23 protein-coding genes are annotated in these 25,222 nt (G+C 58.1%); 6 read left to right on the top strand and 17 right to left on the bottom strand.

From position 1 onward, the window contains the following. Positions 1-13: 13 nt before the first annotated feature. The 4 genes from C3B54_RS04755 to C3B54_RS04740 all read right to left on the bottom strand — a co-directional run bounded on the left by C3B54_RS04755 (position 14) and on the right by C3B54_RS04740 (position 6,189). The gene (locus tag C3B54_RS04755) at positions 14-916 is read right to left on the bottom strand and encodes an ROK family protein (RefSeq protein WP_158665540.1); all 903 of its coding nucleotides are present in this window, start codon (positions 914-916) and stop codon (positions 14-16) included. A gap of 69 nt (positions 917-985) precedes the next feature. Continuing rightward, the gene (locus C3B54_RS04750; RefSeq protein ID WP_104913474.1) at positions 986-1,486 is read right to left on the bottom strand and encodes a peptide deformylase; all 501 of its coding nucleotides are present in this window, start codon (positions 1,484-1,486) and stop codon (positions 986-988) included. A 3-nt stretch (positions 1,487-1,489) separates the two neighbouring features. Then, entirely contained in the window at positions 1,490-2,701 is a 1,212-nt protein-coding gene (locus tag C3B54_RS04745; RefSeq protein ID WP_245867791.1) for a MinD/ParA family ATP-binding protein, read from the bottom strand. A gap of 83 nt (positions 2,702-2,784) precedes the next feature. Beyond that, entirely contained in the window at positions 2,785-6,189 is a 3,405-nt protein-coding gene (locus tag C3B54_RS04740; RefSeq protein WP_104914273.1) for a pyruvate carboxylase, read from the bottom strand. An 88-nt stretch (positions 6,190-6,277) separates the two neighbouring features. Here C3B54_RS04740 and C3B54_RS04735 point away from each other — a divergent pair, with 88 nt between their 5' ends. Further along, the gene (locus C3B54_RS04735; RefSeq protein WP_104913473.1) at positions 6,278-7,075 is read left to right on the top strand and encodes a ParA family protein; all 798 of its coding nucleotides are present in this window, start codon (positions 6,278-6,280) and stop codon (positions 7,073-7,075) included. Between the two features lie 204 nt (positions 7,076-7,279). On the opposite strand, the gene C3B54_RS04730 is transcribed toward C3B54_RS04735, so the two are convergent. The 9 genes from C3B54_RS04730 to zapE all read right to left on the bottom strand — a co-directional run bounded on the left by C3B54_RS04730 (position 7,280) and on the right by zapE (position 14,987). After that, entirely contained in the window at positions 7,280-7,828 is a 549-nt protein-coding gene (locus tag C3B54_RS04730; RefSeq protein ID WP_104913472.1) for a MerR family transcriptional regulator, read from the bottom strand. Between the two features lie 125 nt (positions 7,829-7,953). Further along, a complete protein-coding gene (gene ftsR, locus C3B54_RS04725; protein WP_104913471.1) occupies positions 7,954-8,652 on the bottom strand; it encodes a transcriptional regulator FtsR in 699 nt (232 codons plus the stop codon). Then, on the bottom strand, positions 8,653-9,114 hold the full coding sequence (locus C3B54_RS04720) for an FHA domain-containing protein (RefSeq protein ID WP_104913470.1): 462 nt from the start codon (positions 9,112-9,114) through the stop codon (positions 8,653-8,655). Between the two features lie 3 nt (positions 9,115-9,117). Then, complete coding sequence (locus C3B54_RS04715) at positions 9,118-9,741, bottom strand: CDP-alcohol phosphatidyltransferase family protein (RefSeq protein ID WP_104913469.1); 624 nt, start codon at positions 9,739-9,741, stop codon at positions 9,118-9,120. Between the two features lie 201 nt (positions 9,742-9,942). Continuing rightward, positions 9,943-10,908, bottom strand: a complete 966-nt coding sequence (locus C3B54_RS04710; protein WP_158665539.1) for a DUF368 domain-containing protein — start codon at positions 10,906-10,908, stop codon at positions 9,943-9,945. Next, positions 10,839-11,765 (bottom strand): glycosyltransferase family A protein, encoded by a 927-nt coding sequence (locus tag C3B54_RS04705; RefSeq protein ID WP_104913467.1) that lies wholly within the window; start codon positions 11,763-11,765, stop codon positions 10,839-10,841. Before C3B54_RS04705 ends, C3B54_RS04710 begins: the two co-directional genes overlap by 70 nt. Positions 11,766-11,854: 89 nt before the next feature. Next, positions 11,855-12,367 carry a VanZ family protein gene (locus C3B54_RS04700; RefSeq protein WP_104913466.1) on the bottom strand — a complete coding sequence of 171 codons (513 nt, stop codon included), beginning with the start codon at positions 12,365-12,367 and terminating at the stop codon, positions 11,855-11,857. Positions 12,368-12,512: 145 nt separating this feature from the next. After that, complete coding sequence (locus tag C3B54_RS04695; RefSeq protein WP_104914272.1) at positions 12,513-13,736, bottom strand: ammonium transporter; 1,224 nt, start codon at positions 13,734-13,736, stop codon at positions 12,513-12,515. 195 nt (positions 13,737-13,931) lie between these two features. After that, positions 13,932-14,987 (bottom strand): cell division protein ZapE, encoded by a 1,056-nt coding sequence (zapE, locus tag C3B54_RS04690; protein WP_104914271.1) that lies wholly within the window; start codon positions 14,985-14,987, stop codon positions 13,932-13,934. Positions 14,988-15,095: 108 nt separating this feature from the next. Here zapE and C3B54_RS04685 point away from each other — a divergent pair, with 108 nt between their 5' ends. From C3B54_RS04685 to C3B54_RS04665, 5 genes are read left to right on the top strand one after another with little or no spacing between them, the layout of a single operon-like run. Further along, positions 15,096-15,995 carry a sulfurtransferase gene (locus C3B54_RS04685; protein WP_104913465.1) on the top strand — a complete coding sequence of 300 codons (900 nt, stop codon included), beginning with the start codon at positions 15,096-15,098 and terminating at the stop codon, positions 15,993-15,995. Beyond that, entirely contained in the window at positions 15,995-16,435 is a 441-nt protein-coding gene (locus C3B54_RS04680) for a SufE family protein (protein WP_104913464.1), read from the top strand. The genes C3B54_RS04685 and C3B54_RS04680 overlap by 1 nt, the downstream gene beginning before the upstream one ends. A 10-nt stretch (positions 16,436-16,445) precedes the next feature. After that, the gene (locus C3B54_RS04675; protein WP_104913463.1) at positions 16,446-17,195 is read left to right on the top strand and encodes a RibD family protein; all 750 of its coding nucleotides are present in this window, start codon (positions 16,446-16,448) and stop codon (positions 17,193-17,195) included. A gap of 36 nt (positions 17,196-17,231) precedes the next feature. Then, entirely contained in the window at positions 17,232-17,813 is a 582-nt protein-coding gene (locus C3B54_RS04670; RefSeq protein ID WP_104913462.1) for a DUF3000 domain-containing protein, read from the top strand. Further along, the gene (locus tag C3B54_RS04665) at positions 17,810-19,057 is read left to right on the top strand and encodes an HRDC domain-containing protein (RefSeq protein ID WP_104913461.1); all 1,248 of its coding nucleotides are present in this window, start codon (positions 17,810-17,812) and stop codon (positions 19,055-19,057) included. Before C3B54_RS04670 ends, C3B54_RS04665 begins: the two co-directional genes overlap by 4 nt. Positions 19,058-19,121: 64 nt before the next feature. Here C3B54_RS04665 and dxs read toward each other — a convergent pair whose 3' ends face one another. From dxs to C3B54_RS04645, 4 genes are read right to left on the bottom strand one after another with little or no spacing between them, the layout of a single operon-like run. Beyond that, positions 19,122-21,083, bottom strand: a complete 1,962-nt coding sequence (gene dxs / locus C3B54_RS04660) for a 1-deoxy-D-xylulose-5-phosphate synthase (RefSeq protein ID WP_104913460.1) — start codon at positions 21,081-21,083, stop codon at positions 19,122-19,124. 52 nt (positions 21,084-21,135) lie between these two features. After that, the gene (gene acnA, locus C3B54_RS04655; RefSeq protein WP_104913459.1) at positions 21,136-23,826 is read right to left on the bottom strand and encodes an aconitate hydratase AcnA; all 2,691 of its coding nucleotides are present in this window, start codon (positions 23,824-23,826) and stop codon (positions 21,136-21,138) included. Between the two features lie 43 nt (positions 23,827-23,869). After that, the gene (locus C3B54_RS04650; protein WP_158665538.1) at positions 23,870-24,571 is read right to left on the bottom strand and encodes a DUF3159 domain-containing protein; all 702 of its coding nucleotides are present in this window, start codon (positions 24,569-24,571) and stop codon (positions 23,870-23,872) included. Beyond that, positions 24,568-25,221, bottom strand: a complete 654-nt coding sequence (locus C3B54_RS04645; protein ID WP_104913457.1) for a DUF3710 domain-containing protein — start codon at positions 25,219-25,221, stop codon at positions 24,568-24,570. Before C3B54_RS04645 ends, C3B54_RS04650 begins: the two co-directional genes overlap by 4 nt. Position 25,222: the final 1 nt, after the last annotated feature.

The raw sequence follows: 25,222 nt of genomic DNA, 5'->3' as shown, positions 1-25,222 counted from the left end.
GAGATAATTCAGATTAGTGTGCAGAGTGGACGTCGTGTCTTTGAGCGAGTAAGCCCGCCCCAATAATTCCCGCTGAATTACCCAATTCGGCGGGAACAATTGGGGGAAATGCGACGCTTCTCCGCCCGTCTAACGCGTCATCTTTCAGTCGATCCAAGGCGTCGAACAGTTCCGCACCGAGCCGCTCAGTCACCCCACCGCCAATCACACTGAGCGCAGGATCGACCACCGCTTGGATTTGAAGGAGCGCCCCAATAATTCCTTCCGCCATCGTGTTGAGGAGAGTTTTTCGCAACTCCGGGGCATCAACCAAAGCTTGTTTAAGCGCGTGGGTCGAGTTGATCTCGATTCCTAAGGCTTGTCGCGCCATTGTCATGAGCGCCGTACCCGACGACACGGTCTCGACGCAGCCGCGCTGCCCACAACCGCACACCGCTCCCCCGGGGTTCACCACAATGTGGCCCAATTCGCCCGCGACACCTCTGGCGCCAGCCAAAAGTTTCCCGTCCAGAATGACTGCCCCGCCCACGCCTGTCCCGAGTGTGAGCATCACCATTGGCGACGCCTGCTGACCGGCTCCAAGGACGTATTCACCATAACCGGCTGCATTGGCATCGTTTTCCAACACCACAGGAAGCTGCAGGCCTTCCTCCAGTTCGTGGCGGAGTGGCCGGCCATCCCAGGCGATATTGGGGGAAAACTCAACGTGTGTGCGGGCAGGGTCAAGAAAAGCAGCAACAGCGACCCCCACCGTCGGCTGAACAGGAAAACTCTTCGCCAAAGCGAGCGTCGTGTCAATAATGGCGTCCGGATGCGAAGGGGTCGGCACCTGCCGAATCTCGCCCTCAAGCCCCCGAGGACCGACGATGCCGGCTTTGATTGAGGTCCCACCAATATCGATTCCGAGGCTCTGCACGGGCATTAGTGTAAGCCCTCAGCACCGGGCACTCATTTTCCCCGTCGAGGGGTGAAACCCCTCGAGCTCTCACCGATTCAGAAACCAGTCGGACTCTCGAATCACCCGCATCGCGTCGCGCTTTATCTCCGGCTCGAGGCCCTCAATATACAGGTGGCCATCTAAGTGGTCGCATTCGTGCTGTAGGGCTTGCGCCATCAGTCCCTCTCCGGAAAGCACTACCTCTACACCGGCTAGATCGACCCCCCGCACGGTTGCCTGCGGGTAGCGAAGCCTGGGAAAACTCATGCCGGGTACGGAAAGGCACCCTTCGTCCATCGTCTCCGGCTCTCCATCGACCGAGACCAGCACAGGGTTCAGCACATAGCCAACCTCGCCGTTCACGTTGTAACTGAAAGCGCGAAGTCCCACCCCAATTTGGTTCGCCGCAACACCGGCTCTCCCGGGTTCCCTCACCGTGTCCAAGAGGTCTTCCACAAGAGCCCTTGTGGAAGGATGTCCTAGATCTACCGGGTCGGTGGGACTGCGAAGAATCGGGTCACCAAAGAGGCGAATTGGCCGGGACGTCACGAGCTATCGCCCAGATTGGTCTGCCACACCCTCAACAACGAGGGCAGCCAATTCGCGGGCGGCGAGGCGGGTGAACGGACTGAGCCTGTCCCATTCAATGATCGAGCCAGCTGCCAACATGGGGTCGTAAGGAATACGCACAACGTCGCGGACCCGCGAGAGGAAGTGATCTTCAATCTCTTCCAACTTGACTACATTGGTGCCCTGAGTCGCAGTGTTCAACACCACAATGGTGTTCCGGACCAAATCGCCCCAGCCGTTGGCCTCCAACCAGGTCAATGTCTCCGAAGCCAAACGGGCTTCATCGATGCTCCCACCGGAGACGACAACCAGACCGTCTGCACGCTCCAGCGTGGGTTTCATCACGGAGTGAACCACACCGGTGCCACAGTCGGTGAGTATCACCGAGTAGAAGCGAGCGGCAGCGTCCGCCACCACGTTGTAGTCATCTTCATCAAACGCTTCAGAAAGTTGTGGGTCGGTATCTGATGCGAGCACATGCAGTCTGGTTTTGTCTTTGGAGACTAACTCGGAGAAATCGGTAAAACCGCGAATTCCGGCGATGAGTTTCACCACATCGCGAACGGTCGCGGCAGTAGACCTCGGCACTCGCTCTGACAGCGTTCCTCGGTCCGGGTTGGCATCTATCGCGATGACTCGATCGTCCCTGACCTCGGCGAGTGCCATACCCAGAAGGGTCGTTACGGTTGTTTTTCCCACTCCGCCTTTTCTGGTGAGAACGGGAACATACATGGCGCCACCATCAAAGGGACGAGCAATGCGACTGGAAAGGTCTTTTCTCGCTCGGGCGGCTCTCGAATCGCCGACGTTAATGAGGTGAAACGAAAGTTCGTAAAGCAGTCTTTGGAAGAACCCCTCCGGCACTTCGGCCGTTTTCTTCTGGTCAAGGAGACGGTCTTCGGTGAGCATGGAGCTCGCTTCGGGGGTGCCCGATGTGTTATCTTGCCGCTGGGTCTGCGCCGCGACCGAAGCAGTCACAATGACCGAGTGACTATCAACGCCATCGCCGATGAGCGCCGAAGGGTCCACTTGGCTTTCATCAAGGACCGAATCGTGTTCGGCGGGCTCTTGGGCCGCAACCGAAGCCGAATCTCCCACCTCAGGAGCACCCCCGGCGGGGTCATTTTTTTTCGAATCGGCGGGTACTGCTTCGGGATGCTTCGAAGCGCTCACTTTGTTATTAGCTTTAGCCACACTTGCTCCTTCATGCCCACGACAGCGGGCCTGTTCACTCTAGCGCGACCAGATGATGAGTCAGGATGAGAAGTGGGGATGCCTCACTGGTCTGCGATGACGAGTAATAGGTCCCCAGCCTCAACTGCTTGGGTGGCGCCAACTGCGTGTCGTGACACGACTCCGCTGACTTGGCTAGTGATAGCCGCCTCCATCTTCATCGCTTCAATGGTCGCCAGGACATCGCCTACTGCCACGTTGTCACCTACTGCGACCTTGAGTGTGGTCACACCCGCAAAGGGGGCCGCAACATGGCCGGATTGCAGCGGGTCAGCTTTCTCGACGCTCGGGATTTGGACACTGACGCTCCGGTCGGGAACGACGACGGGGCGCATTTGGCCATTCAAACTGGCCATTACGGTGCGCATACCCCTCTCATCCGTGTCACTCATCGCCTCCAGTTCGACATAAAGGCTCACCCCGGGCTCCACGTCCACGACAATTTCCTCGCCCACCCGCAGGCCATAAAGGTAGTCGCGGGTATCAAGCACCGAGACATCGCCAAACTGCTCCCGCACAGCTTCACACTCTTTGGCCGGACCGGGAAAGAGTAGGTGATTGAGAAGCACCTGGCGGTCTCGGCCCTGCTGGCTCAACGTGTCACGTTGAGTGTCGGAAAGTTCTTCCTGGGTGAGCGTCCGATGGCGCCCAGCCAAAATTTTTGTTCTGAACGGTTCGGGCCACCCTCCAGGAGGATCGCCGAGCTCGCCGGCCATGAAACCGATGACCGAGTCAGGAATGTCATATTTTTCGGGGTGTTGTTCAAAGTCGTCGGGGTCAACATCCGCGGCAGCCATTTGAAGAGCCAGGTCTCCCACCACTTTCGATGAAGGCGTGACCTTGGTAGGGCGACCCAGAATTCGGTTCGCTGCGGCATACCAATCCTCGATGGCTTCGAAACGGTCAGCTAATCCCAAGGCGATGGCTTGTTGGCGGAGGTTAGACAACTGACCTCCTGGAATTTCGTGGTGGTAGACACGGCCGGTGGGTGCTGGAAGTCCCGACTCGAAGGGTCCATAGAGAGCGCGAACTGCTTCGAAATAGGGCTCGAGCGCAAAAACGTTATCGAGCGTGATTCCTGAATCCCTAGGCGTGTGCTCCAGTGCGGCGACAAGCGCCGATAGCGACGGTTGGCTCGTTGTTCCCGATAGTGGCGCAGCAGCCGCGTCAACGGCATCCACGCCTGCACGGGAGGCTGCCAGCAGGGTCGCCAGTTGTCCACCTGCGGTGTCGTGGGTGTGCAAGTGGACGGGCTGATCGAAGCGCTCCCGCAACGCACTGACCAGAGTGTAAGCGGCCTCAGCGCGCAACAAACCAGCCATGTCTTTGATCGCGATGATGTGTGCCCCTGCCTCGACAACCTCCTCGGCTAAGCGAAGGTAATAGTCGAGGGTGTACAGGTTCTCCGCTGGATCGAGTAAGTTCCCCGAATAGCACATCCCCACTTCAGCAACCGAACGGCCGTTTTGGCGCACGGCGTCAATAGCAGGGCGCATCTGGTCGACGTTGTTGAGGGCATCGAAAATGCGGAAAATATCGACACCGACTGCACTGGCTTCGTCAACGAACGCGTCGGTCACTTCCGTTGGATAGGGCGTGTAGCCCACCGTGTTGCGTCCACGAAGGAGCATCTGAATGGTGATGTTCGGCAGCGCCTGTCTCATCTGCCCAAGGCGCTCCCAGGGGTCTTCTCCTATGAAGCGCAATGCGACATCGTAAGTGGCCCCACCCCACGCTTCCAGTGACAACAACTCTGGTGTGAGCCTCGACACAGCGGGGAGGACATCGACCAAATCCTTCGTGCGCACCCTGGTGGCCAGTAGAGATTGGTGGGCATCGCGGAAGCTCGTATCCGTGATCGCTAAGGCGGTTTGTTCCCGCAAGGACCGGGCAAAACCCTCTGGACCTAATTGTGCAAGACGTTCCCTCGAGCCTGGTGTGGGTTGCGCGTTGAGGTCCACTTCGGGCAACTTTTCGCTGGGTCTTACTAAACCGAGACCTTCTCCGTGGGGTTGATTGACGGTCACATCAGCCAACCAAGTGAGTAACTTTGTGCCGCGATCTTTTGACACCCGCGTCGTAATCAGCTCAGGGTGCTCATCGATAAATGATGTCGAGACGTCACCCGCGATGAATGACTCATCGGCCAGAACCGCTTGGAGAAAAGCAATATTGGTATGTACTCCCCTGATGCGGAATTCGGCGAGGCCCCTTCTGGCTCTCCGCACAACCTGCTCAAAATCTCTTCCCCGAGTGGTCATTTTTGCCAACATCGAATCGAAGTAGGGGGAAATTTGTGCACCCTGGTTGACCGTGCCCCCATCAAGGCGAATACCGGCGCCCCCCGGGGAACGGTAGGTGGTGATTTTGCCGGTGTCGGGCCGGAAATCTGCGCTGGGGTCCTCAGTCGTGATGCGACACTGCAGTGCCGCCCCACGCACTTCGATGGTCTCTTGACTGAGGCCCAGCTGCGCGAGGCTGACTCCAGCGGCAATCTGCATTTGCGCGCCCACCAGATCCACGTCGGTCACTTCTTCGGTCACGGTGTGTTCCACTTGAATTCGGGGGTTCATTTCGATGAAGACGTGCTGACCAGCGCGGTCGCCCGCGGTATCCAGAAGGAATTCGACGGTTCCCGCATTGACGTAACCCACCTGCCGGGCGAAGGACACCGCGTCAGCGAGCATGGCTTCACGAATGGCGGGGTCCAGGTTTTGGGCGGGCGCAATCTCGATAACTTTCTGGTGGCGCCGTTGGAGCGAGCAGTCTCGCTCAAACAGGTGCAACGTCTCCCCTGTGGAGTCAGCGAGGATTTGTACTTCGATATGGCGGGGCCGGACGACGGCCTGTTCGATGAACATTCGATCGTCGCCAAACGCGGAGGCTGCCTCTCGCATTGCGGCTTCTAGGGCCGGCCGTAGCAGCTCGGGGCTTTCCACCCGGCGCATTCCTCGTCCACCACCACCAGCGACGGCTTTCGCAAAGACGGGGTAACCAATCTCGGCTGCCGCGGCCACTAACGCGTCGATATCTGTGGTGGCTTCACTCGATTCGAGGACGGGGACTCCTGCTTGGCGGGCGGTGTTTTTTGCCTCAACCTTGTTTCCCGCAAGGTTTAGTGCGCGCTCTGGAGGGCCGATGAATGTCAGACCGTGTTCCGCGGCCGCCCGGGCAAGATCGGGGTTTTCACTCAGAAAGCCATAACCGGGGTAAATGGCGTCGGCCCCTGATTCGAGGGCGACTCGAATAATCTCGTCAATGTCCAGGTACGCCCTTAACGGGTGCCCGATTTCGCCGATGCGGTAGGCCTCGTCAGCTTTCATCCGGTGCAGCGAGTTGCGATCTTCGTAGGGGTAGACCGCAACAGTCTTGGCCCCTAGTTCGAAGGCGGCACGAAAAGCTCTAATGGCAATTTCGCCACGGTTTGCCACCAAAATTTTGTCAAACACGCCTCGGGCCCCCTCTGGCATACGACACACCGGGTCTCACGCCCTGAAGGGCGCGGTATCCAGCCTACTGAGGTTAAGCTGTAGTGACATGCGCGTGGTCAGTGTGAGTTCTCTTAAGGGTGGCGTCGGTAAAACTACGGTCACCCTCGGTGTGGCATCTGCAGGTTTTGCCCGGGGCCTGCGCACACTCGTCATCGACATGGATCCACAGTCAGATGCGTCCACGGGCCTTGATGTAGTGATGGGCAATCATCTGACTGTTGCCCACGTCCTGGGGAACCCAAAACCGCAGACCATCCGTCAAGCGATTGCACCGTCCGGGTGGACCAAGAATCACCGTGGCACCGTTCACGCGATGTTGGGCTCGCCGGCGAACATGCAGTTCGATACGCCAGTGCTGACAAAGCGTGAAATTTGGCGAATGGAAGAGGTTCTCGCTGAGTTAGAAGCCGATTATGACCTCGTGTTGCTGGACTGCCCGCCTTCGCTCAACGGTCTCACACGGATGGCGTGGACTGCCAGTGACCGCGTGTTGGTCGTCACCGAACCGAGCCTTTTTTCTGTTGCGGCCACCCAACGCGCTTTTCGAGCGGTTGACGAGCTACAGCGCGCGGTGTCGCCTCGATTGCAAGCTCTCGGTGCCGTGATTAACCGCGTTCGACCGCAGTCAATCGAGCACCAGTTCCGCATTGATGAAATGCGTGAAATGTTTGGCAACAGGGTGATCGAACCCCCACTTCAAGAACGCGTCGTGTTGCAACAAGCACAAGGCTCGGCCACGCCCGTGCACCTGTGGCCAGGGGAATCCGCTGAAGAAGCGGCAGCTCTTTTTGACGCGCTTCTCGCGCGTATTCAATCTGACGTTCCGATTGGTCCGGGCAACTAGGAAATCCGCTCCTGCGGCGCCCTCTTTCTGGCACGCCGATGCCCAGTTGACCTCCGTGGCGGATCTATAGCGGCGGGCACCGCTGGTGACACATGGTCCAACCGAGAACCAGGCCGTTTGACTTTCGCGCTCGAAGTCAAGCCGGTAGAAAAAAATGAGTGTCAGTGCCGCAATCGGTTGACTATCTTGCCGTGAAAGAGCGTGTTAGCTCGCTCGGCGGCTTCGCCTCGCGGCCAATTCATCTCGGGGGTCAAGCGTCGCGTCAGTGGTCTCCGCTGTGACCAGAGTGGATTCCACTTCCCGAAGAACTTTTCCGACAGCGATTCCAAAGACCCCTTGACCGCGTGAGACCAGGTCGATGACTTCATCGTTGGAGGTACAAAGGTAGACGCGTGCTCCATCACTCATCAGCGTGGTTTGTGCAAGATCTTCCACACCGGAGGTTCGAAGCTGTTCGATGGCAACCCTGATTTGTTGGAGAGAAATCCCGGTATCCAGCAGGCGCTTGACTAGTTTCAAGACCAAAATGTCGCGGAATCCGTAAAGACGTTGGGATCCCGAACCTGCTGCGTTTCTAATGGTGGGCTCCACGAGACCTGTTCGCGCCCAATAGTCCAACTGGCGATAGCTAATTCCCGCCGCTGTGGCGGCTACTTGACCGCGATAACCGTGGTCCGCGTCGAGCTCTGGCAAACCGTCAGTGAAGAGGAAATCTCCGGGACGCGTCCCATGGCCAGAAGGCGTGTATTCCATCACTACCGCTCTACCTTCATCTTCTAGTTTACAGTTAGGCTAGCTCCCCCACTGTACCCACCGATGCCACCCACAGTGGGATTGGAAGCCGACAGCCCGCTCGGGCGTGTCGGCGGCTACACCTGTTATGACTCTAACCCCTCCAAGGCTTGGCGCACCAGGGCCACGCGCAACTGCTGGACCACGTCGGCAAGTTCCCGTTGAAGTTCCTGTTTGGAACGTTTTGCTCGGGCGTCCTTCTGGCTCTTTGCGTCTACCGCGTGGCATACCAAGTCGACCTCACGGGCGACTGCCTGACTCATGCCCCTCAAGTGCCGGGGGGTCACACCAAAGCTTTCAGCCTGAACAAGTGACTCCACGACGCGCAACTGGTGCTGGTCAAAAAGCGGGCCAGGCGTAATCAGGCCCTGAGCAATTGCCTCGTCAACAAGATCCTTACTGGCACCGCTGCGGGAAATAAGCTCATCACGCTCCAGAGCGTTCACGCGGCCTATCGCCACCGGTTGAACGACCCGCGTGACGCCGGGAAGCTCAGCAGAGCCACCCGCATCCAACTCATCCAAATATGACTTGATGACCTTCAAGGGTAAGTAATGATCTCGCTGAAGGCCCAAGATGAACCGAAGACGATCCACATCGGCGTGAGAGTAAGTGCGATAGCCAGCAGGAGTGCGCCCAGGCTTCACGAGGTCCCGATCTTCCAGAAACCGTAGCTTCGACGGCGAAAGGTCGGGAAATTCTGGGTTGAGCCGCTGTAAGACTTGACCAATTGATAAAAGATTACGACCCGACGGCGTTGGAGTGGCCGAAGTTGCCCCCGCCACCTATGCGCCCCTCTCAGACTTGTGAGAAGACGGATAAAACGTCATACGAAACTTCCCCACCTGCACTTCAGCACCCTCATGCAACAGTGCTTGATCAATGAGGACACCATCAAAATACGTACCGTTGAGGGAACCCATATCGCGCACCTCAAATGAGTTGCCGTGACGCACAAATTCTGCGTGGCGCCTCGACACGGTGACATCGTCTAGGAAAATGTCGGCTTCGGGGTGGCGTCCGGCCACTGTTCGGTCTTGGTCCAGCAGGAAGCGCGCCCCCACCCCAGGGCCCCGGCGCACAATCAGCAGCGCAGATTCCGCCGGCAGTGCGTGAACAATTTCTTGTTCTTCCAGACTGAGGCCGTTCTCTAACGCCTGAATTTTCGACTCAAAATCTGGCCCAAAACGCTGAGTGCTGGAGGTGTCATTGGAGGGAACCTGCCCATCCTCAGAATGATCCACCATGGCCTAGCCTTCCGTCGTGGGTGCTAGCGTACCGGACTCGCCGGTGGCTCTTGCACGCGCTGTACGGGCAATCCCCACAGCGTCCAGGAGATACAAAATTCCTGCCCACCAATACAAGACCACGCCGGCAAACGCTATAGCCCACGCAAAGGGAGCGACGTACATTGCGAGTGCCTCAAAAACATTTACCAGGAGAAACAGCGGCAGCGAGAACAATAATGCGAAGGTGGCCCACTTACCCATCCACTTCACCGGTAAGACACCCACCCCAAAGCGTCTAAAGAAGAGCGTGCCAAGCCCGAGAAGGACATCACGTCCCAGCACGAGCAGCACAACCCACAGAGGCACCACGTCGCGAATGGTCAACGCCACCACAACGGCGGCAATGAACAGCCGATCTGCTAAAGGGTCCAGCAGTTGCCCGAGCACTGACACTTGGCCCAATCGCCTTGCGAGTGCGCCGTCGACAAAATCGGTCGACACGGCAACAACAAGCACGATTAGCCCTATAAGGTCATCACCGCGCCACACAAGCGACAAAAAGACCGGAATCGCTGCGAGGCGAGCCAGGCTGACGAGGTTGGGTATCGTCACAATCCGGTTGCTCACCCGAGCGCGATTTGGCACACCTTCAGTCTAGGCCTGGCGGCAGGCCTTTCTCAGGAACACCGCGGCTCGACAGGCCTGGCAAAACCCAGCACCCCTCTACCCCGCGATTTACGTGTGGACGATCGGGCACACCGGACTAATGCCTGAGGGCTGCCGTGAGAAAGTGGGCGCTCCAGTGACCTGGAAAGAGTCCCACTGGGCCGAACAACCCGTCGGGGCCTAAACCGTTGGTTGTGATGCACTAGCCGGGAGTCGCTGGAGCGCCATCAGGCCCACGACGATGGCGACACCGAGGCCTGCCCACAGCAGCGCCGGCAGAAGCTGTTCGGTCGCGGGCGCCAACAAGACCCGCTCATCGGTCTGCCACGGCCACAAAGCGCGAAGCGAACCCAGCAGCAGACCGGTCATCACGGTCAGTGTCAGTGCCCGCGCTCGACGTAACAGCCACTGCAACACCACAACAAAAGAAGCCAAACCGGCAATAGCCCCGGCAATAAAAAGGCCGAGGTAGCCAAAATCGCGGTCGTTTACTGCCGCGAGCGTGGGTTGGTACAGCCCTAAAGACAGCAGTAAGAACGACCCTGACACTCCCGGAAGAACTAACGCACAGACAGCTAACGCAGCCGAAGCGACAACCACCCACGGCTGGGGGTCGACCTGGTTCAGAGGTGCGAGCCCCAACACGAGAAACACCGCGGCCCCCACAGTGAGCACCACTGTAAGGCGACTAAACCCAAAGGGCCTCCCCACCATTCGAATCGGGACGGCAAGGGATGCCACAATCAGACCCGCAAAGAATGCACGGGTGAGCTCGGGGAAACGCTCAATCAACGGCTCAATAAATGCCGCCGCTGCCACAATGGCCACCAGCATTCCCGCCGCGATTACCAGGAGTCGCCACCATGGAAGTTGGCGGAGCGCCAACCAATTTTCCGGGCGGCTCGAGGGCTGAAACACAGAAAAAAACGCCCGAACAATGACGGCGGCGGAGGAGATGAGGGTCTCGTAAATACCCACCAACAGCGCAACCGTTCCACCACTCACTCCCGGAATGATTTCTGCCACACCAATGGCCCCACCCCGCACGGTGTCGAGTAGGCGTGCCTGGATGAGTCTCATCGGCCCAACATCCGACCAATGCTTCGACGTATTTTTCCGATCAGCTTTTTCAGCTGATAGCTCCACCGGTACTTCTTGACACCGAGGCCCCGCGATTCAACCCATTCGCGGTCGGCCGCCTTGTCGATCGCCACGTCTTTGGGGTGCACAAGCGGCAAAATTGCCGCAGTTGCCTTGGCTGCCCGCAGGGAATTACCCGACGTGTGGGTGGCGTCTGGGCGGTTCCAGCCAATGTTGCTCACCAAGTTCACCCTGGGAACCGCGACCAACCCACCGTGGGTGTGCACGGTGAATTTCCACTTATAGCCCCATGCATCGATACCGCTGTTGAAGTAGTGGTCAAAGCTTTTTCGGCGCACGAGGCGCTCCACACGGTCCGGGTACATACTCCGCTCTGTTTTGCTGCCCCTCACGGCCGGCCACCCCGAAAGCTCATGGTCGAAGTATTTCCAGGCCCTGGCCCACGTAGCCCAACCCCAAATCAAGGGATCGCGAATGAAGCCGTAACTTGCCCCCTGCGAGATGGGCAAATCGACCGAGTTATCTCCAGAGATGCACCACACTCGCTCGTCGCCGCGATACTTTTCGAGGAGTTCATCGCAGTAGCCAAAAAAGTCTGGGTGTGGAACACAATCATCTTCCAAGATGATGCCCTCTGGTACGTGGGAAAAAAACCAATCCAGCGCTCCAGAGACCCCCGCAAAAAGGCCCTGGTTCTGGTCGTTGTAACGGTAGTGAACTGTGGGGTTCCAATTCACCATCTCGGCAATTACCGTCCGGGTGTCTTGAACCTTCTGTTCCTCGCCCTCAACACCCGTGCGAGGACCGTCATTGAACACATAAAGTTCAGGTGGCTGTGCCTGCTGGAGCGTCGCTAACACTTCAGCGGTTGTATCTGGGCGGTTGAAGGACAGCAACAGCACGGGTGATTGTGTGGAAATGGTGCTTCTCCTTATGGCGTCTACGCCCTCAGTGTAGGCCGGGGTGACCAAGGCAGATGGTGATGCTGGCCTCAACGCCCTGTGGGTCGAAGCCCCTGCTCGTACTGCCAAATCGCTCGAGCCACAATCTTTCGATCCCGGGAATGCACAATGGCTCGGAGCGTAGCAGCTAGAAAAAACCCGATGATTGCACCGGCGGAATTGGCGTACACGTCATACAGGCTGGCCACCCGTTCACTCAGAAACTCCCGCTGAACATTTTCGATCAATGCAGAAAAAGCAGGACCCACTAACACCGTCAAAGCGGAAAGCCGCTGTGGGAGCAAAATCGCGACAATGAAACCAAACGGCACAAACATCGCCACGTTCGCCAGAAACTCGACTTCCCCGTAGCCAAACCACGTCGGGACGCCATTGCGATGGAGGACCTCGATGAGGCGCAACACCGCATTTTGATAATTCACGTCCATCTGGGTGGGCGAGAGAGTGACGGAGAGAATGAGTGTGCTGTACGCCAAGAGAATGGCGAAACCAATCAGCAACCGAAGCCGACTCTTACGTGGCGCCTGTCCAATTGCCGGCATTTCGAAACCTTCTCACACAGAATGATGTATGCCCCGAGCGTACTGCCGGAAGGTCGACTAGGCCGGCAAGTATCGAAGGACACCCCTCACACACACATATGAGGGGCCCGACGGGGACCCCTCATATGTGTGTGATGCGAAACGGTTAGGCGTTCTGGTTCTCGCCCTCAAGGGCGTAGCCCTCTTCACCGTGGACGATGGTGTCGATTCCCGCCACCTCGTCTTCGTTGGTGACCCGGAAGCCCATGGTCTTCTCGATTGCGAAGCCGATGATCAGCGCCGCAACAAATGAGAAGATCAGGACACCGAATCCGGCGATTGCTTGGACGACAAGCTGACCGAAGTCACCACCGGTGAACAGACCCGTACCTGTCGCAAAGAGGCCCAGATACAGTGTTCCGATCATTCCTGCGACGAGGTGGATACCCACTACGTCGAGCGAGTCGTCGTAACCCAACTTGTACTTCAGCTCAACGGCAAGCGCGGAGAGAATACCGGCGACGATTCCCAAAACCACCGCGAATGTAGGGGTCACGTTGGCACATGCCGGGGTGATGGCCACAAGACCACTGACGGCACCCGATGCGGCACCAACCGAGGTCGGCTTGCCATCCTTGATTTTCTCGATGAACAGCCAGCCAAGGATTGCTGCCGAAGTCGCGACCAACGTGTTGAGTGTGATCAGGCCGGCAAGTTCCATGTCGTTCAGGAATTCGGCACCGGCGTTGAACCCAAACCAGCCGAACCACAGAAGTGCTGCTCCGAGCATCACCAAGGGAACGTTGTGAGGCTTGTGAGCACCCTTTTCAAACACGACACGGCGACCCAGAACGATAGCCAAGGCGAGTGCTGCCGCTCCAGCGTTGATGTGGACTGCGGTTCCTCCCGCGTAGTCAATCACCGCCGGCAAACCCAGTGTCTCTCCCAGGTTCATGATCCAACCGCCACCCCAGACCCAGGCAGCAACAGGGAAGTAGACCACTGTGGCCCAGACGCCTGCGAAGACCATCCATGAACCGAACTTCGCACGGTCCGCGATCGCACCAGAAATCAGCGCTGTCGTGATGATGGCAAAGGTCGCGCCAAACGCGGCCCCAATGAGGTCCTCATTCGAACCAGCAATACCACCGAGGCCAAAGTCAGCAAAGGGGTTTCCGGAAAAAGCCCAGGTGCTATCCACCGCCGACATGTTGAATCCGTAGAGGACCCACAGCACTCCGATGAGCGCCATCGCGCCGAAGCTCATCATCATCATGCTCACCACGGACTTGGCTTTCACCAAACCGCCGTAAAAGAACGCGAGGCCGGGAGTCATTAGCAGCACCAGTGCGGTAGCCATGACTGCCCAGGCAAGTTCGCCTGTATCCATTTTTTCCCCCTGAAATTGGTAATCAATGGAGGTTGTGATCACGTGACCAAAAGGCCACGCGCACAACTCTCTGTGTGCCTCGCCAGTGTCACGGTCGCGCGTTTCTGGCAGGGGAACCAGAGTGTTACCAGCTGATTACCGCTGGGGCCTCGATGTTAAGACTGTGTTTCGTGCTGACGACCGACCGGTTCGCTCCTAGGCGCCCGGAGACTCGACGAGACGCGAAAGTGCAATCATTCGAGAAGTCGCTCGCAAATATTTCTTTCGATACCCACCCGAGAGCATCGTGTCGTCAAAAACCTCATCGAGCGCAACACCGCTGGCGGCAATAGCGACCTGCTGGTCGTACAGACGGTCAACCAGCGCCACCAGTCTGAGCGCTTGGGCCTGATCGTGCAGCACGTGCACGTCGTCAAGAATCACCATCGCGAGGTCTCGAACCAAGCCCACAAAGCGGCTCGGGTGGATCAGCCTGAGATGGTTGACCACTTGTTCGAACGAATCACGCGTGACACCCTGCGCACTGTGAGAAGCGATGCGATCGAGCTGGTCAGCCGTGAAGCTCACCGCATGCCCATCAAAGTCTCGCTTGCGGTAGTCCTCGCCCTCAATGCGGACCGTCAGAAATTTGTCCGACAGGGCGGTAATTTCTCGCAGGAAGTCCTCCGCGGCAAACCGACCCTCTCCCAGGGCGTTGGGAGGAGTATTTGAGGTTGCCGCGAGGCGGGTGCCGGTGGCGACTAATTCACCGAGAAGCCGAGACATGACCATGGTGTCGCCGGGGTCATCGAGTTCAAATTCGTCAATGGCTAAAAAATCGGCACCCTTAAGGTGCTCGACCGCACCCCGATAACCGAGGGCCCCAACCAACGCGGTGTATTCGATAAAGGTCCCGTAGTAGGTCCTACCCGGTGTGCTGTGCCACAGCGCAGCCAACAGGTGGGTTTTACCCACCCCAAAACCACCATCAAGATAAATCCCCGGCCGCTCAGCGGTCGAAGCGCTGGTTTTCGCTTTACCAAACCACGATTTAGCTCCGCCGTTTCGAAACGTCCCTCCCACCGCAAACTGTTGAACAGCAACCAACGCTTCCTGCTGGGACGGATAGCGGTCATCCGGCACATAGTTATCAAGACTGGCGTGTGCGAACTGGGCTGGGGGGTGAAAATACTCCAGCAGGTCAGCGGCACTCATCTCGGGGTTTCGCTCCACGAGACGCCCTAGCGCGGATTGGCTGGTCGAATGAACCATAGAAGGGTGTTGCTCCTTTTTCACGTGATTTTCCAGCCAGATGGTGGGAGACTTGGGCCAGTCTAATCTGGACGAGCGCCCGGTTTTCTGGGCAGACATGGAGTCACTGTGCCACTACCCACCGATCCTTCAATCGCCACTCACAACTACGCCCACCCTGAACGCCTGGTGAGCACTGAATGGCTCGCCGAACACTTGGGCTCTGAAGGACTCGTGGTGGTGGAATCTAACGAGGATGTCCTGCTCTACGACACGGGACATATTCCTGGTGCAGTGAAAGTTGACTGGCACACCGAATTAAACGACCCGGTGGTGCGCGACTACCTAAACGGCGAACAGTTCGCGGCCTTGATGTCCGCTAAAGGTATTTCCCGAGATGACACCGTGGTCATCTACGGTGACAAAAGCAACTGGTGGGCTGCCTACGCACTGTGGGTATTCAGTTTGTTTTCGCACCCCGATGTTCGGCTGCTGAACGGTGGACGGGATAAATGGATTGCCGAGGGTCGCGAACTGACCCGTGAGGTGTCTACACCACACAAGACCGATTACCCGGTCGTGGAGCGCAACGATGGCGACCTGCGCGCATTCAAAGAAGACGTTCTCGAGCACTTTGGCCGCCCACTCATTGACGTGCGCTCCCAGGAGGAATACACCGGTGAGCGCACACACATGCCCGCCTACCCCGAGGAGGGTGCCCTGCGCGGCGGACACATTCCCACCGCCCACAGCGTGCCCTGGGCAAAGGCCGCCAATGAGGACGGCACCTTCAAATCCCTCGAAGAGCTGCGAGAGGTGTACACCGAACAGGCGGGCATCGACGGTTCCGAACCAGTCATTACCTATTGCCGGATTGGTGAGCGCTCCAGCCACACCTGGTTTGTCCTTCAGCACCTGATGGGTATTGACAACGTCAAAAACTATGACGGTTCTTGGACCGAGTGGGGCTCTGCCGTGCGGGTACCGATTGTGAAAGGCCTAGAACCCGGCGTAGCACCTGGGCACTAATGTCTGATTCAAACCCTCCGCTGCCACAGTCGCTGCGCGCAATTCAAGACGACTTTCTTGCTCTTGGTAATGCCGACCGGCTCCAACTGCTACTCGAATTTTCGGACGAATTACCCGAGGTCCCCGAGGGAATGGTTCCTGAGGATGCGTGGGAGCGCGTGACCGAGTGCCAATCACCGGTATTCATTCACGTCGATAGCACTAAGAACGAACCCGTTGTGTACGCTTCCGCTCCGGCGGAGGCACCCACCACGCGAGGGTTTGCGTCCATCCTGGTTCAGGGTTTTCAGGGCTTGACCGCAGAGGAAATCATGGCGGTGCCACTCGATTTCCCTCAAAGCCTCGGCCTGGAAGAGGCAGTGAGTTTGCTTCGCTTGCGCGGGATGGCGGGAATGATTTGGCGTATTCAACGCCAGATTTCCGACGCCTCTCCCGCCTGAAATTAGCGCTGTGAACCTCTACCAGGTCTACCCCTCTAGCGGACTGCTCGATATGGACGATCCGAATGCTGCCACGACGCTTGCCCAATGGTTTGCGCCCCAGTCAGACACCCTGATTCGTTGGGCGTTGGTAGCTACCCCGCGTGGGGACATGCTCGATAGTGAAGGAAAGAGCGGAGGGTTATCGAATCCGGTCGATCGCAAAATTTTTCGCATTCTGCGAGAGCAGTCGCGCGCGGTAATCACCGGCGCACGCACCGTGAGAGCAGAGGCGGTAGCCATCCCCCCCACTGCCCCTCTGGTGATTATTTCCCGACACGGCGACCTCGCCGCACACCGCATCACCAAGCCCAGTTATCGCTCCGGAGGAGTCCTGGTACTCACCGGGCCACACCCCGAACACGATCCCACCCAGTTTTTTGACGCTGGCGTTGCCAGGCACAGGGAATTGGGCGATGCCTCGATGATTAACCCGCAGGACATTGTGAACACCCTCCGCGCCGAGGGGTTCCACTCACTTTTCCTAGAAGGTGGCATGGAGTTGGTTCGCCCCTTTTTGGATGCGCAAATGGTCGATGAGTGTGTGCTCACGATGACCCGGTCGCCCCTTGTTGAATCCCATCCCCCACTGCCTTGGTGGGAGGAACACTGGGGGCAGTGGAGTGCCAGCGCGGTGTTCACTGATGATGCGCGCTACCTGTACACCCGCTACCACCGGCCAGAAGTCTTTGAGGCTGTTTCACCTCCCTCGGCGCGTTAGCGAGGGTGCGCCGACGAAGGCGTTTAGATTTGACCCATGAGCGCTGCACCCCAGAATGATTTTCCCCCCGAATTTGAAGGGGCTTTGAGCACCGTCGCCGAAGTGGAATTCCGCGACGACATTCATGTCACAGATATCCCTGCCCCCGAGGGCATTGCCCCCTACGCGAAGGCGTGGTCGGCCACAATCGACCCCCGTTCTTCAGACGGCGACCACGGCACGGCCCGTCTGGTCATCCTCTACGACCCTTCAGCACCTGACAGCTGGTCTGGTCCTTTCCGCGCCGTGTGTTTTGCGAAAGCTCCGTTGGACCAATCTATGGGTGAAGATCCGTTCCTTCCGAAGGTGGCGTGGAGTTGGCTGATGGATGCGCTCGAGCAACGCGGTGCCGTTTTTTCCCGAGCGGCGGGTACCGCGAGCACAATAATTTCCACCGGGTTTGGCGAACTTGAGTCCGACCAGGTGGGTACTGAAATCGAGATGCGTGTCTCCTGGTCTCCAGACGGAGACAGGTTGGGCTCCCACGTGGAAGCCTGGGCGGAGTTTGTGGGAATGTTGGCCGGTTTGCCCCCTCAGGTTGAAGGCGTCACGGCCCTTCATCCGGGGCGTCATCGATGAACGAGAGCCACCCGGAGCCCCCAGAGAGCAGTCTTCGCCGCCTTGCGTCGCCGGATCACGGCTTAAAAGTCATCACGTCGGAAGATGCGTGGAAAAAAGTTCTGGATGTAATCGAGGCCGGGTCAGGACCGATTGCCCTCGATGTGGAACGGGCCAGTGGTTTCCGCTACTCCCAAAGGGCCTATTTGGTGCAAATTTATCGACGGGGTGGCACAAACTTTCTCGTTGATCCTCTTCACCTTCCCGACCTCAGCGGCTTCACCACTCGTTTTGGCGACCAAGAGTGGGTTCTCCACGCTGCTCGCCAAGATCTTGCGAGCCTGCGAGAGGTGGGTATGTCCCCCACGCGGTTGTTTGACACCGAATTGGGTGCCCGCCTTGCCGGGCTACCTCGCGTGGGATTGCAGGGTTCAGTTGAGGATCTTTTGGGAGTTCAACTGGCCAAGGAGCACTCTGCTGCAGATTGGTCCACCAGGCCACTGCCAGAGAGTTGGTTGAACTATGCAGCCCTGGACGTTGAAGTACTGCCAGACCTTCGCGACGCGATTTGGCGCACTCTCGAACAGGCCGGGAAGATAGATTTTGCGACCGAGGAATTCAACGCAATCATCCATGAACCCCCTGCAGCTGCAAGAGCGGAACCCTGGCGTCGACTGTCTGGCCTGCACCAAGTTCGAGGGGCACGCGGGCTCGCCATCGCCAGAGAACTCTGGCTTGCTCGAGAAGAGTTTGCGAAAGCACAAGATGTGTCTCCTGGCCGACTACTCCCTGATCGCTCCATTGTGCACGCGGCGATGGAGCGGCCTAGCTCACAAGCAGAGCTTGTTGGGTTAAAAAACTTCCACGGTCGTGCCAGCAGAAGTGAAGCCCCGAGGTGGTGGGCAGCGATACGTGAAGGCATGGCAACGCAGGAACTGCCCGCACTCCGTGGCTCTGGGGACACCCTTCCACCCCCACGGGCATGGCTCGATAAAGCCCCTGAGGCCCATCGGCGCTACGTGCTGGCGAGGGACCTCATTCAACGAGCGGGAGAGCGCATCACTATCCCCGCGGAGAACATTCTCACTCCGGAATACCTTCGGCGGATTTGTTACGCACCGCACGACCCTTCGCACCCGAGCGCTATTGACGGCCAACTGGAACAACTTGGTGCGAGGCGTTGGCAGCGTGACCTGGTTGTCCCCCTGCTGGTTGAAGCGTTTCGCCAAGCTGCCACTATTGACGAAGTAGCAGCCACACACTAGAAATGCGCATTGCCCCGCACTGCGGTAGCGGAGTGGGGGGAAACCCTACTGCCTGTTGATGGTCTTACTCGGTCGATTCCGACAGCGATTGCTGTTCGGTGGAGAGTTCTTCATCACCGGAATCAGGTAGCGGCCTGGCGACGGGAACTTTTGTGCCGAGAACCTGGGCGACCAGGTTTCGCGCAATCTCTTGGGCGGTGAGGCCAACATCGGCCAAGATTTCCGATCGACTTGCGTGATCGAGGAAACCATCCGGCAGGCCAATTTCGTCGACCGCTGTGTCAACACCGGCACGACGAAGTTCTTGGCGGATGCGTGTTCCGATTCCGCCCACGCGGGTGCCGTCTTCGATGCTGGCCACAATGCGGTGGTCTCTTGCCATTTCGACCACGCTGGAAGGGACGGGAACAACCCACCGAGGATCAACAACCGTGGCGCCGATACCCTGATCGGCGAGACGGTGAGCCACATCCATCGCCATGTGAGCCATTGGGCCGACCGCCACAATCAGCACGTCTTTATGCGCGGCTTCGACTAGCACGTCAACACCGTCATCGGTTCGACGGACCGCGGGCAGTTCGTTGGCTACTTGGCCACGAGGGAAGCGAACCACTGTCGGGGCATCATCCACCGCAATAGCTTCATCCAGTTCTTCCACCAGCCTCTTGGCGTCGCGCGGGGCCGCAAGACGGATTCCGGGCACCACCTGAAGGATGGACAAGTCCCACATGCCGTGATGGCTGGCTCCGTCAGGACCCGTCACACCAGCACGATCAAGGACGAAAGTCACGCCCGCTTTGTGGAGCGCGACATCCATCAAGACCTGATCGAATGCTCGGTTGATAAACGTGGCGTAGATCGCGACCACGGGGTGGAGGCCGCCGTAAGCCATCCCGGCTGCGCTGGTCACGGCGTGCTGCTCCGCAATACCGACATCCAACACTCGCCCAGGGAAACGCTGAGACATTTCGTAGAGACCCGTGGGCCGTAGCATCGCCGCGGTAATGCCCACCACTTTGTCATTTCGTTGGGCCTGCTCAACCATTGCTTCCGAGAACACCTGAGTCCAGCCCACCGAACCCGACGATCCCGTGGAGAGGCCTGTCACGGGGTCGATTTGGCCCACCGCGTGAAACTGGTCGGCTTCGTCAGCAACCGCTGGCGCAAAACCGCGACCTTTTTCGGTAATCACGTGCACAATGACCGGTTGCGAGTAGGCCTTGGCCTGAGCGAAAGCTTTTTCCAGGTCGGCCAGATTGTGGCCATCGATGGGGCCCACATATTTAATATCTAGGTTGGAATAGAGCGCCTCGTTGTTGGCAAAACGCGCCACAAACCCGCGCACGCCTCCGCGGATACCGCGGTAAATCGCTTTCCCGGGGGCGCCGAAGAAGCTGAAGAACGCTTCACTGCTGCCGCGGAAAATTCGGTAAGACTTTTGGGTGCGAATCCCGCCGAGGAACCTGGCGATTCCACCGATAGTGGGCGCATAAGACCGCCCGTTGTCGTTGACCACTAGGACAAGGTTTCTTTTATTGTCGTGGGAAATGTTGTTCAGCGCTTCCCACGTCATACCGCCTGTGAGGGCTCCATCACCCACCACAGCGACCACAAAACGTTCGTCATCTCCTTGTACCTGGAAGGCTCTCGAAATACCGTCAGCCCAACTGAGCGAACTTGACGCGTGGGAGCTTTCCACGATGTCGTGCTCGGATTCACTGCGCTGGGGATACCCGGCCAAACCGTCGCGTTGTCGAAGTTTCGAAAAATCGCGCCGACCGGTGAGGATTTTGTGGACATACGACTGATGACCGGTGTCCCAAATAATCGGATCCTTGGGCGAGTGGAACATGCGGTGAATCGCAATGGTCAGCTCAACAACACCCAAATTGGGTCCCAGGTGCCCGCCCGACTGGGCGACCTCTCGAACCAGGAACTCGCGTATTTCTTCTGCGAGCTGGCCCAGTTCACGAGAATCAAGACCGCGAAGGTCCTCCGGGGAATGAATCGAATCGAGCAATGCCATCTCTCCAGGGTATGCCTCGCAGCTTGAAAAATGCCAGACCCGCGTGCGCGAGTTAGACCAGTTGACGCAGGACGTAGGGAAGAATTCCGCCGTTTCGGTAGTAGTCCGCCTCGCCAGGGGTGTCGATGCGGACAATCGCATCAAACTGAACCGGTGTGCGCCCTGGTGCCGAGTGCGCACTGGGGGTCGCCGTCACACTCACTGTCGCGGGTGTTGAGCCTTCATTGAGTGACTCAATCCCTACGATGTCGAACACTTCGGTGCCATCTAGACCCAAAGATTCCGCGTTCTGCCCAGCCGGGAACTGCAGAGGAATGACACCCATGCCGATGAGGTTGGAGCGGTGAATGCGCTCAAAACTCTCCGCAATGACCGCTTTCACGCCCAGCAAGCTGGTGCCTTTGGCTGCCCAGTCACGTGAGGAGCCGGAACCGTATTCTTTTCCGGCTAACACCACCAGTGCAGTGTTCTCCTTTTGGTAGGCCTCGGCCGCGTCAAAGATAAAACTCTGTTCGCCCTCTGCGGTGGTGAAGTCTCTGGTGTATCCGCCTTCAACGCCGTCGAGTAGAAGGTTCTTCAGGCGAATGTTGGCGAAGGTCCCTCGAATCATCACCTCGTGGTTACCCCGACGCGAACCGTAGGAGTTGAAGTTCAACCGATCAATGCCGTGGCTTTGCAGGTAGTGGCCTGCAGGACTGTCTGCACGGATCGAACCGGCAGGCGAAATGTGGTCGGTCGTGACCGAGTCACCCAACAAAGCCAACACCCGTGCGTCAGCAATGTCGGTCACAGCCTTCGGCTGGGCCTCCATGCCGTCGAAGTAGGGGGGTTTTCTCACGTAAGTGGATTCAGCATCCCAGTCAAAGGTGTCACCGGTCGGTGTCGGCAGCGAACGCCAACGCTCATCGCCTTCGAACACGGAAGCATATTCCTTATCAAACATTCCGGTGTCGATTGAACTATCGATGGTTTCTTGAACCTCTTGGGCACTTGGCCAAATGTCCTTCAAGTAAATGGGCGACCCCGACGAGTCGGTACCCAAAGGCTCGTTGTCGAAGTCAAAGTTCATAGTGCCCGCTAGTGCGTAGGCGATTACTAGGGGCGGGCTAGCCAAATAGTTCATTTTGACGTCCGGGTTGATGCGCCCCTCAAAGTTTCGGTTACCCGAGAGCACCGCTGTCACCGCGAGGTCGTGGTCGTTGATCGCTTCGGATATTTCCTCATCGAGAGGTCCAGAGTTTCCGATACACGTGGTGCAACCGTACCCGACGAGGTAAAAACCGAGGTTTTCCAAATCATCCATGAGCCCGGCTTTTTCGTAGTAGTCGGTGACGACTTTTGAACCCGGTGCGAGGGTCGTTTTCACCCACGGCTTCGATTTGAGACCCTTTTGGCGTGCATTTCTGGCCAGTAGGCCAGCAGCCAGCATCACCGAGGGGTTTGATGTGTTGGTGCACGAAGTGATTGCCGCAATGGTGACGGCACCATTTTCCAAGTCGAACGCATCGCCTTTTACGCTCACCGGCACACGATCGCCAGTGTGTCCCGGCTTCACGTAGTCGGGAAGGTCGTGAGCAAATTGCTCTTTCGCACGGGATACTTCGATGCGATCTTGAGGTCGCCTCGGCCCAGCAATGCTTGGCACGACAGTTCCAAGGTCAAGCTCGAGATACTCGCTGAAAACCGGTTCGCGCTCAGCGTCGTGCCACAGGCCTTGGGCTTTTGCATACGCTTCGACGAGGTCGATTTGTGCGGAGTCTCGTCCCGTGAGCGCCAGGTAGTCCAGGGTCACCCGGTCTACGGGGAACATTGCGGCTGTGGAGCCAAACTCGGGGCTCATGTTCCCGATGGTCGCTCGGTTCGCGAGGGGAACTTCGGAGACACCGGCACCGTAAAACTCCACAAATTTGCCGACCACTCCGTGCTGGCGAAGCATCTGAGTAATGGTCAAGACCACATCGGTTGCTGTCACTCCAGTGGGAATGGAGCCGGTGAGTTTGAAACCCACTACCCGCGGAATCAGCATAGAGACCGGCTGGCCGAGCATGGCCGCCTCCGCTTCGATGCCACCGACACCCCAACCTAATACGCCGAGGCCGTTGACCATTGTGGTGTGGGAGTCGGTGCCAACGCAGGTGTCTGGGAAGGCTTGGAGTGTTCCGTCTACCTCACGCGAATAGACCACCTTGGCGAGGTGTTCGATGTTGACCTGGTGCACAATTCCGGTACCCGGAGGCACCACTTTGAAGTTTTCAAAAGCCGTTTGACCCCAACGTAGGAACTGGTAGCGCTCAGCGTTTCGTTCGTATTCGATGTCGACGTTTCGCTCTAGGGCATCCTCACTACCAAACAGGTCAGCAATGACGGAGTGGTCGATGACCAGCTCAGCCGGTGACAGGGGGTTGACTTTGTTGGGGTCGCCACCCAGGTCAACAATTGCTTCACGCATGGTCGCGAGGTCCACGATGCAGGGCACACCGGTGAAGTCCTGAAGAACAACCCGAGCTGGTGTGTATTGGATTTCTTTTGACGGCTCGGCTGCCGCATCCCAACTACCCAGCGAGCGGATTTGATCGGCGGTGATGTTGGCGCCGTCTTCGGTGCGTAGAAGGTTTTCAACGAGTACTTTCAAACTAAACGGCAGGTTCGCCGCCCCCTCGACGGCGTCGATGCGGTAAATCTCGTAATCGACTCCTCCGACCGTCAGCGTGTCTCGTGCGCCCAAGCTGTTCAGGCTCGCCATCGTCGTCCTCCCACTTAATTATCTTTACGTGAAGCTAATTCTATCACTCGGGAGTGTCCGTTTGAGGTCGGTACACCGAGCGCAACAACAACCATGTCAACCACAAGGTCAACCCGTACAGGGGCACTCCCATCACCAGTTTCGCTGTGGCAAGTGCTTGAACAGCGGGTTCTCCAGCCCAATAAAGAGGCACTTGGACCAGCAACCGCAGCCCAAACATTCCCGCCCACAACAGTGTCGCCACCGAGGCCATCGCAAACCGGGCGCGATGTTGGTGCCACTGATCGTCCCCCACGAGAATTCCCGCAATGACCCCGATGATGGGGCGCCTAAACAGAAACGAACCCAGGATCACACCCAGCGAAATAGCGTTCACCCACAGGCCCAACACGAAATTGTTCTCTGGTCGCCCCGAGACAATGGCCACAAAAGCCGACAGGGCCACACCGACCAGACCAATCAAAGCCGGCTGGATGGGGCTTTTCTGGATCAGTCTGGCGAGAATGAAACCCACAGAAGCCGCGAGAGGAGTCAACACCGACCACCACAACGACTGAGTGAGCGTATAGACCACTAAGAAGACCAATCCGGGAAGCAGCGACTCAATCACGCCGCGCTTTCCTCCCAACGCCGCCCAGACGTCTCTCCCCGTCGGTGTTGCCCCAGGCTCTATTGAGGCGAACGGTGAGCGCTCCAGACCGGAGCGAAAGGCATCGCTCAGGCCGCTGGGCTCCGGGTTACTCACGAGGCTTGTGCTCCCCCAGGCGCAGCTGGGGGCACACCACCAGTAGTACCGGCGGATGATTCTGGTGCTCGAAGTCCCAACAATTCTCGGGGGGGCATTGGGGTGTTTCCGCGGACAACAACAATTCCCCGAAAAATTTCGTGAATCGTCTCAGCAGCAACCGGATCTGATGCGGCCGGACCACTGATTACCCCCCTCAGAAACCAGCGGGGTCCGTCGACACCAATAAATCTCACGGTCCGTGTGGAATATCCCTGGGCCGACTGGACAGGCACATTGGCCAGAAGTTCAGGGCCAAACTGGCCATCCCTGTTCTCCACCTTGCCGCCCTGTTTGGCCACTTGACCCGCAATTTGCTCCCGGATCCCCAACCATAAACCGCTGGACCGAGGGGCGGCAAAAGGTTGGACCTGCACGCTAGAGCCCTGATATTCCAGGGTCACCGCCACCACACGGTTCGTGTTTTTCTCGACCTCTAAACGCATCTGCAACCCGCGACGCGGCTCAACCCGCAAAGCGCCCAAATCGATGGCGGGCTTTACGCTGCCGGCCTCTTGGTCGTCTAAGGGGCCACGCGCCGAACGATCCGCCGGGGCCGACTTCGGGTAGTCAAAGTCATCACTATCGAGTGTGGTGGAAATATCAGTCACT

The sequence above is a fragment of the Pontimonas salivibrio genome (genome assembly GCF_002950575.1).
In the GTDB taxonomy this organism is placed as follows: domain Bacteria; phylum Actinomycetota; class Actinomycetes; order Actinomycetales; family Microbacteriaceae; genus Pontimonas; species Pontimonas salivibrio.
The sequence above is the reverse complement of the archived record's forward strand: the minus strand, read 5'-3'. Positions and strand labels throughout refer to the sequence as shown.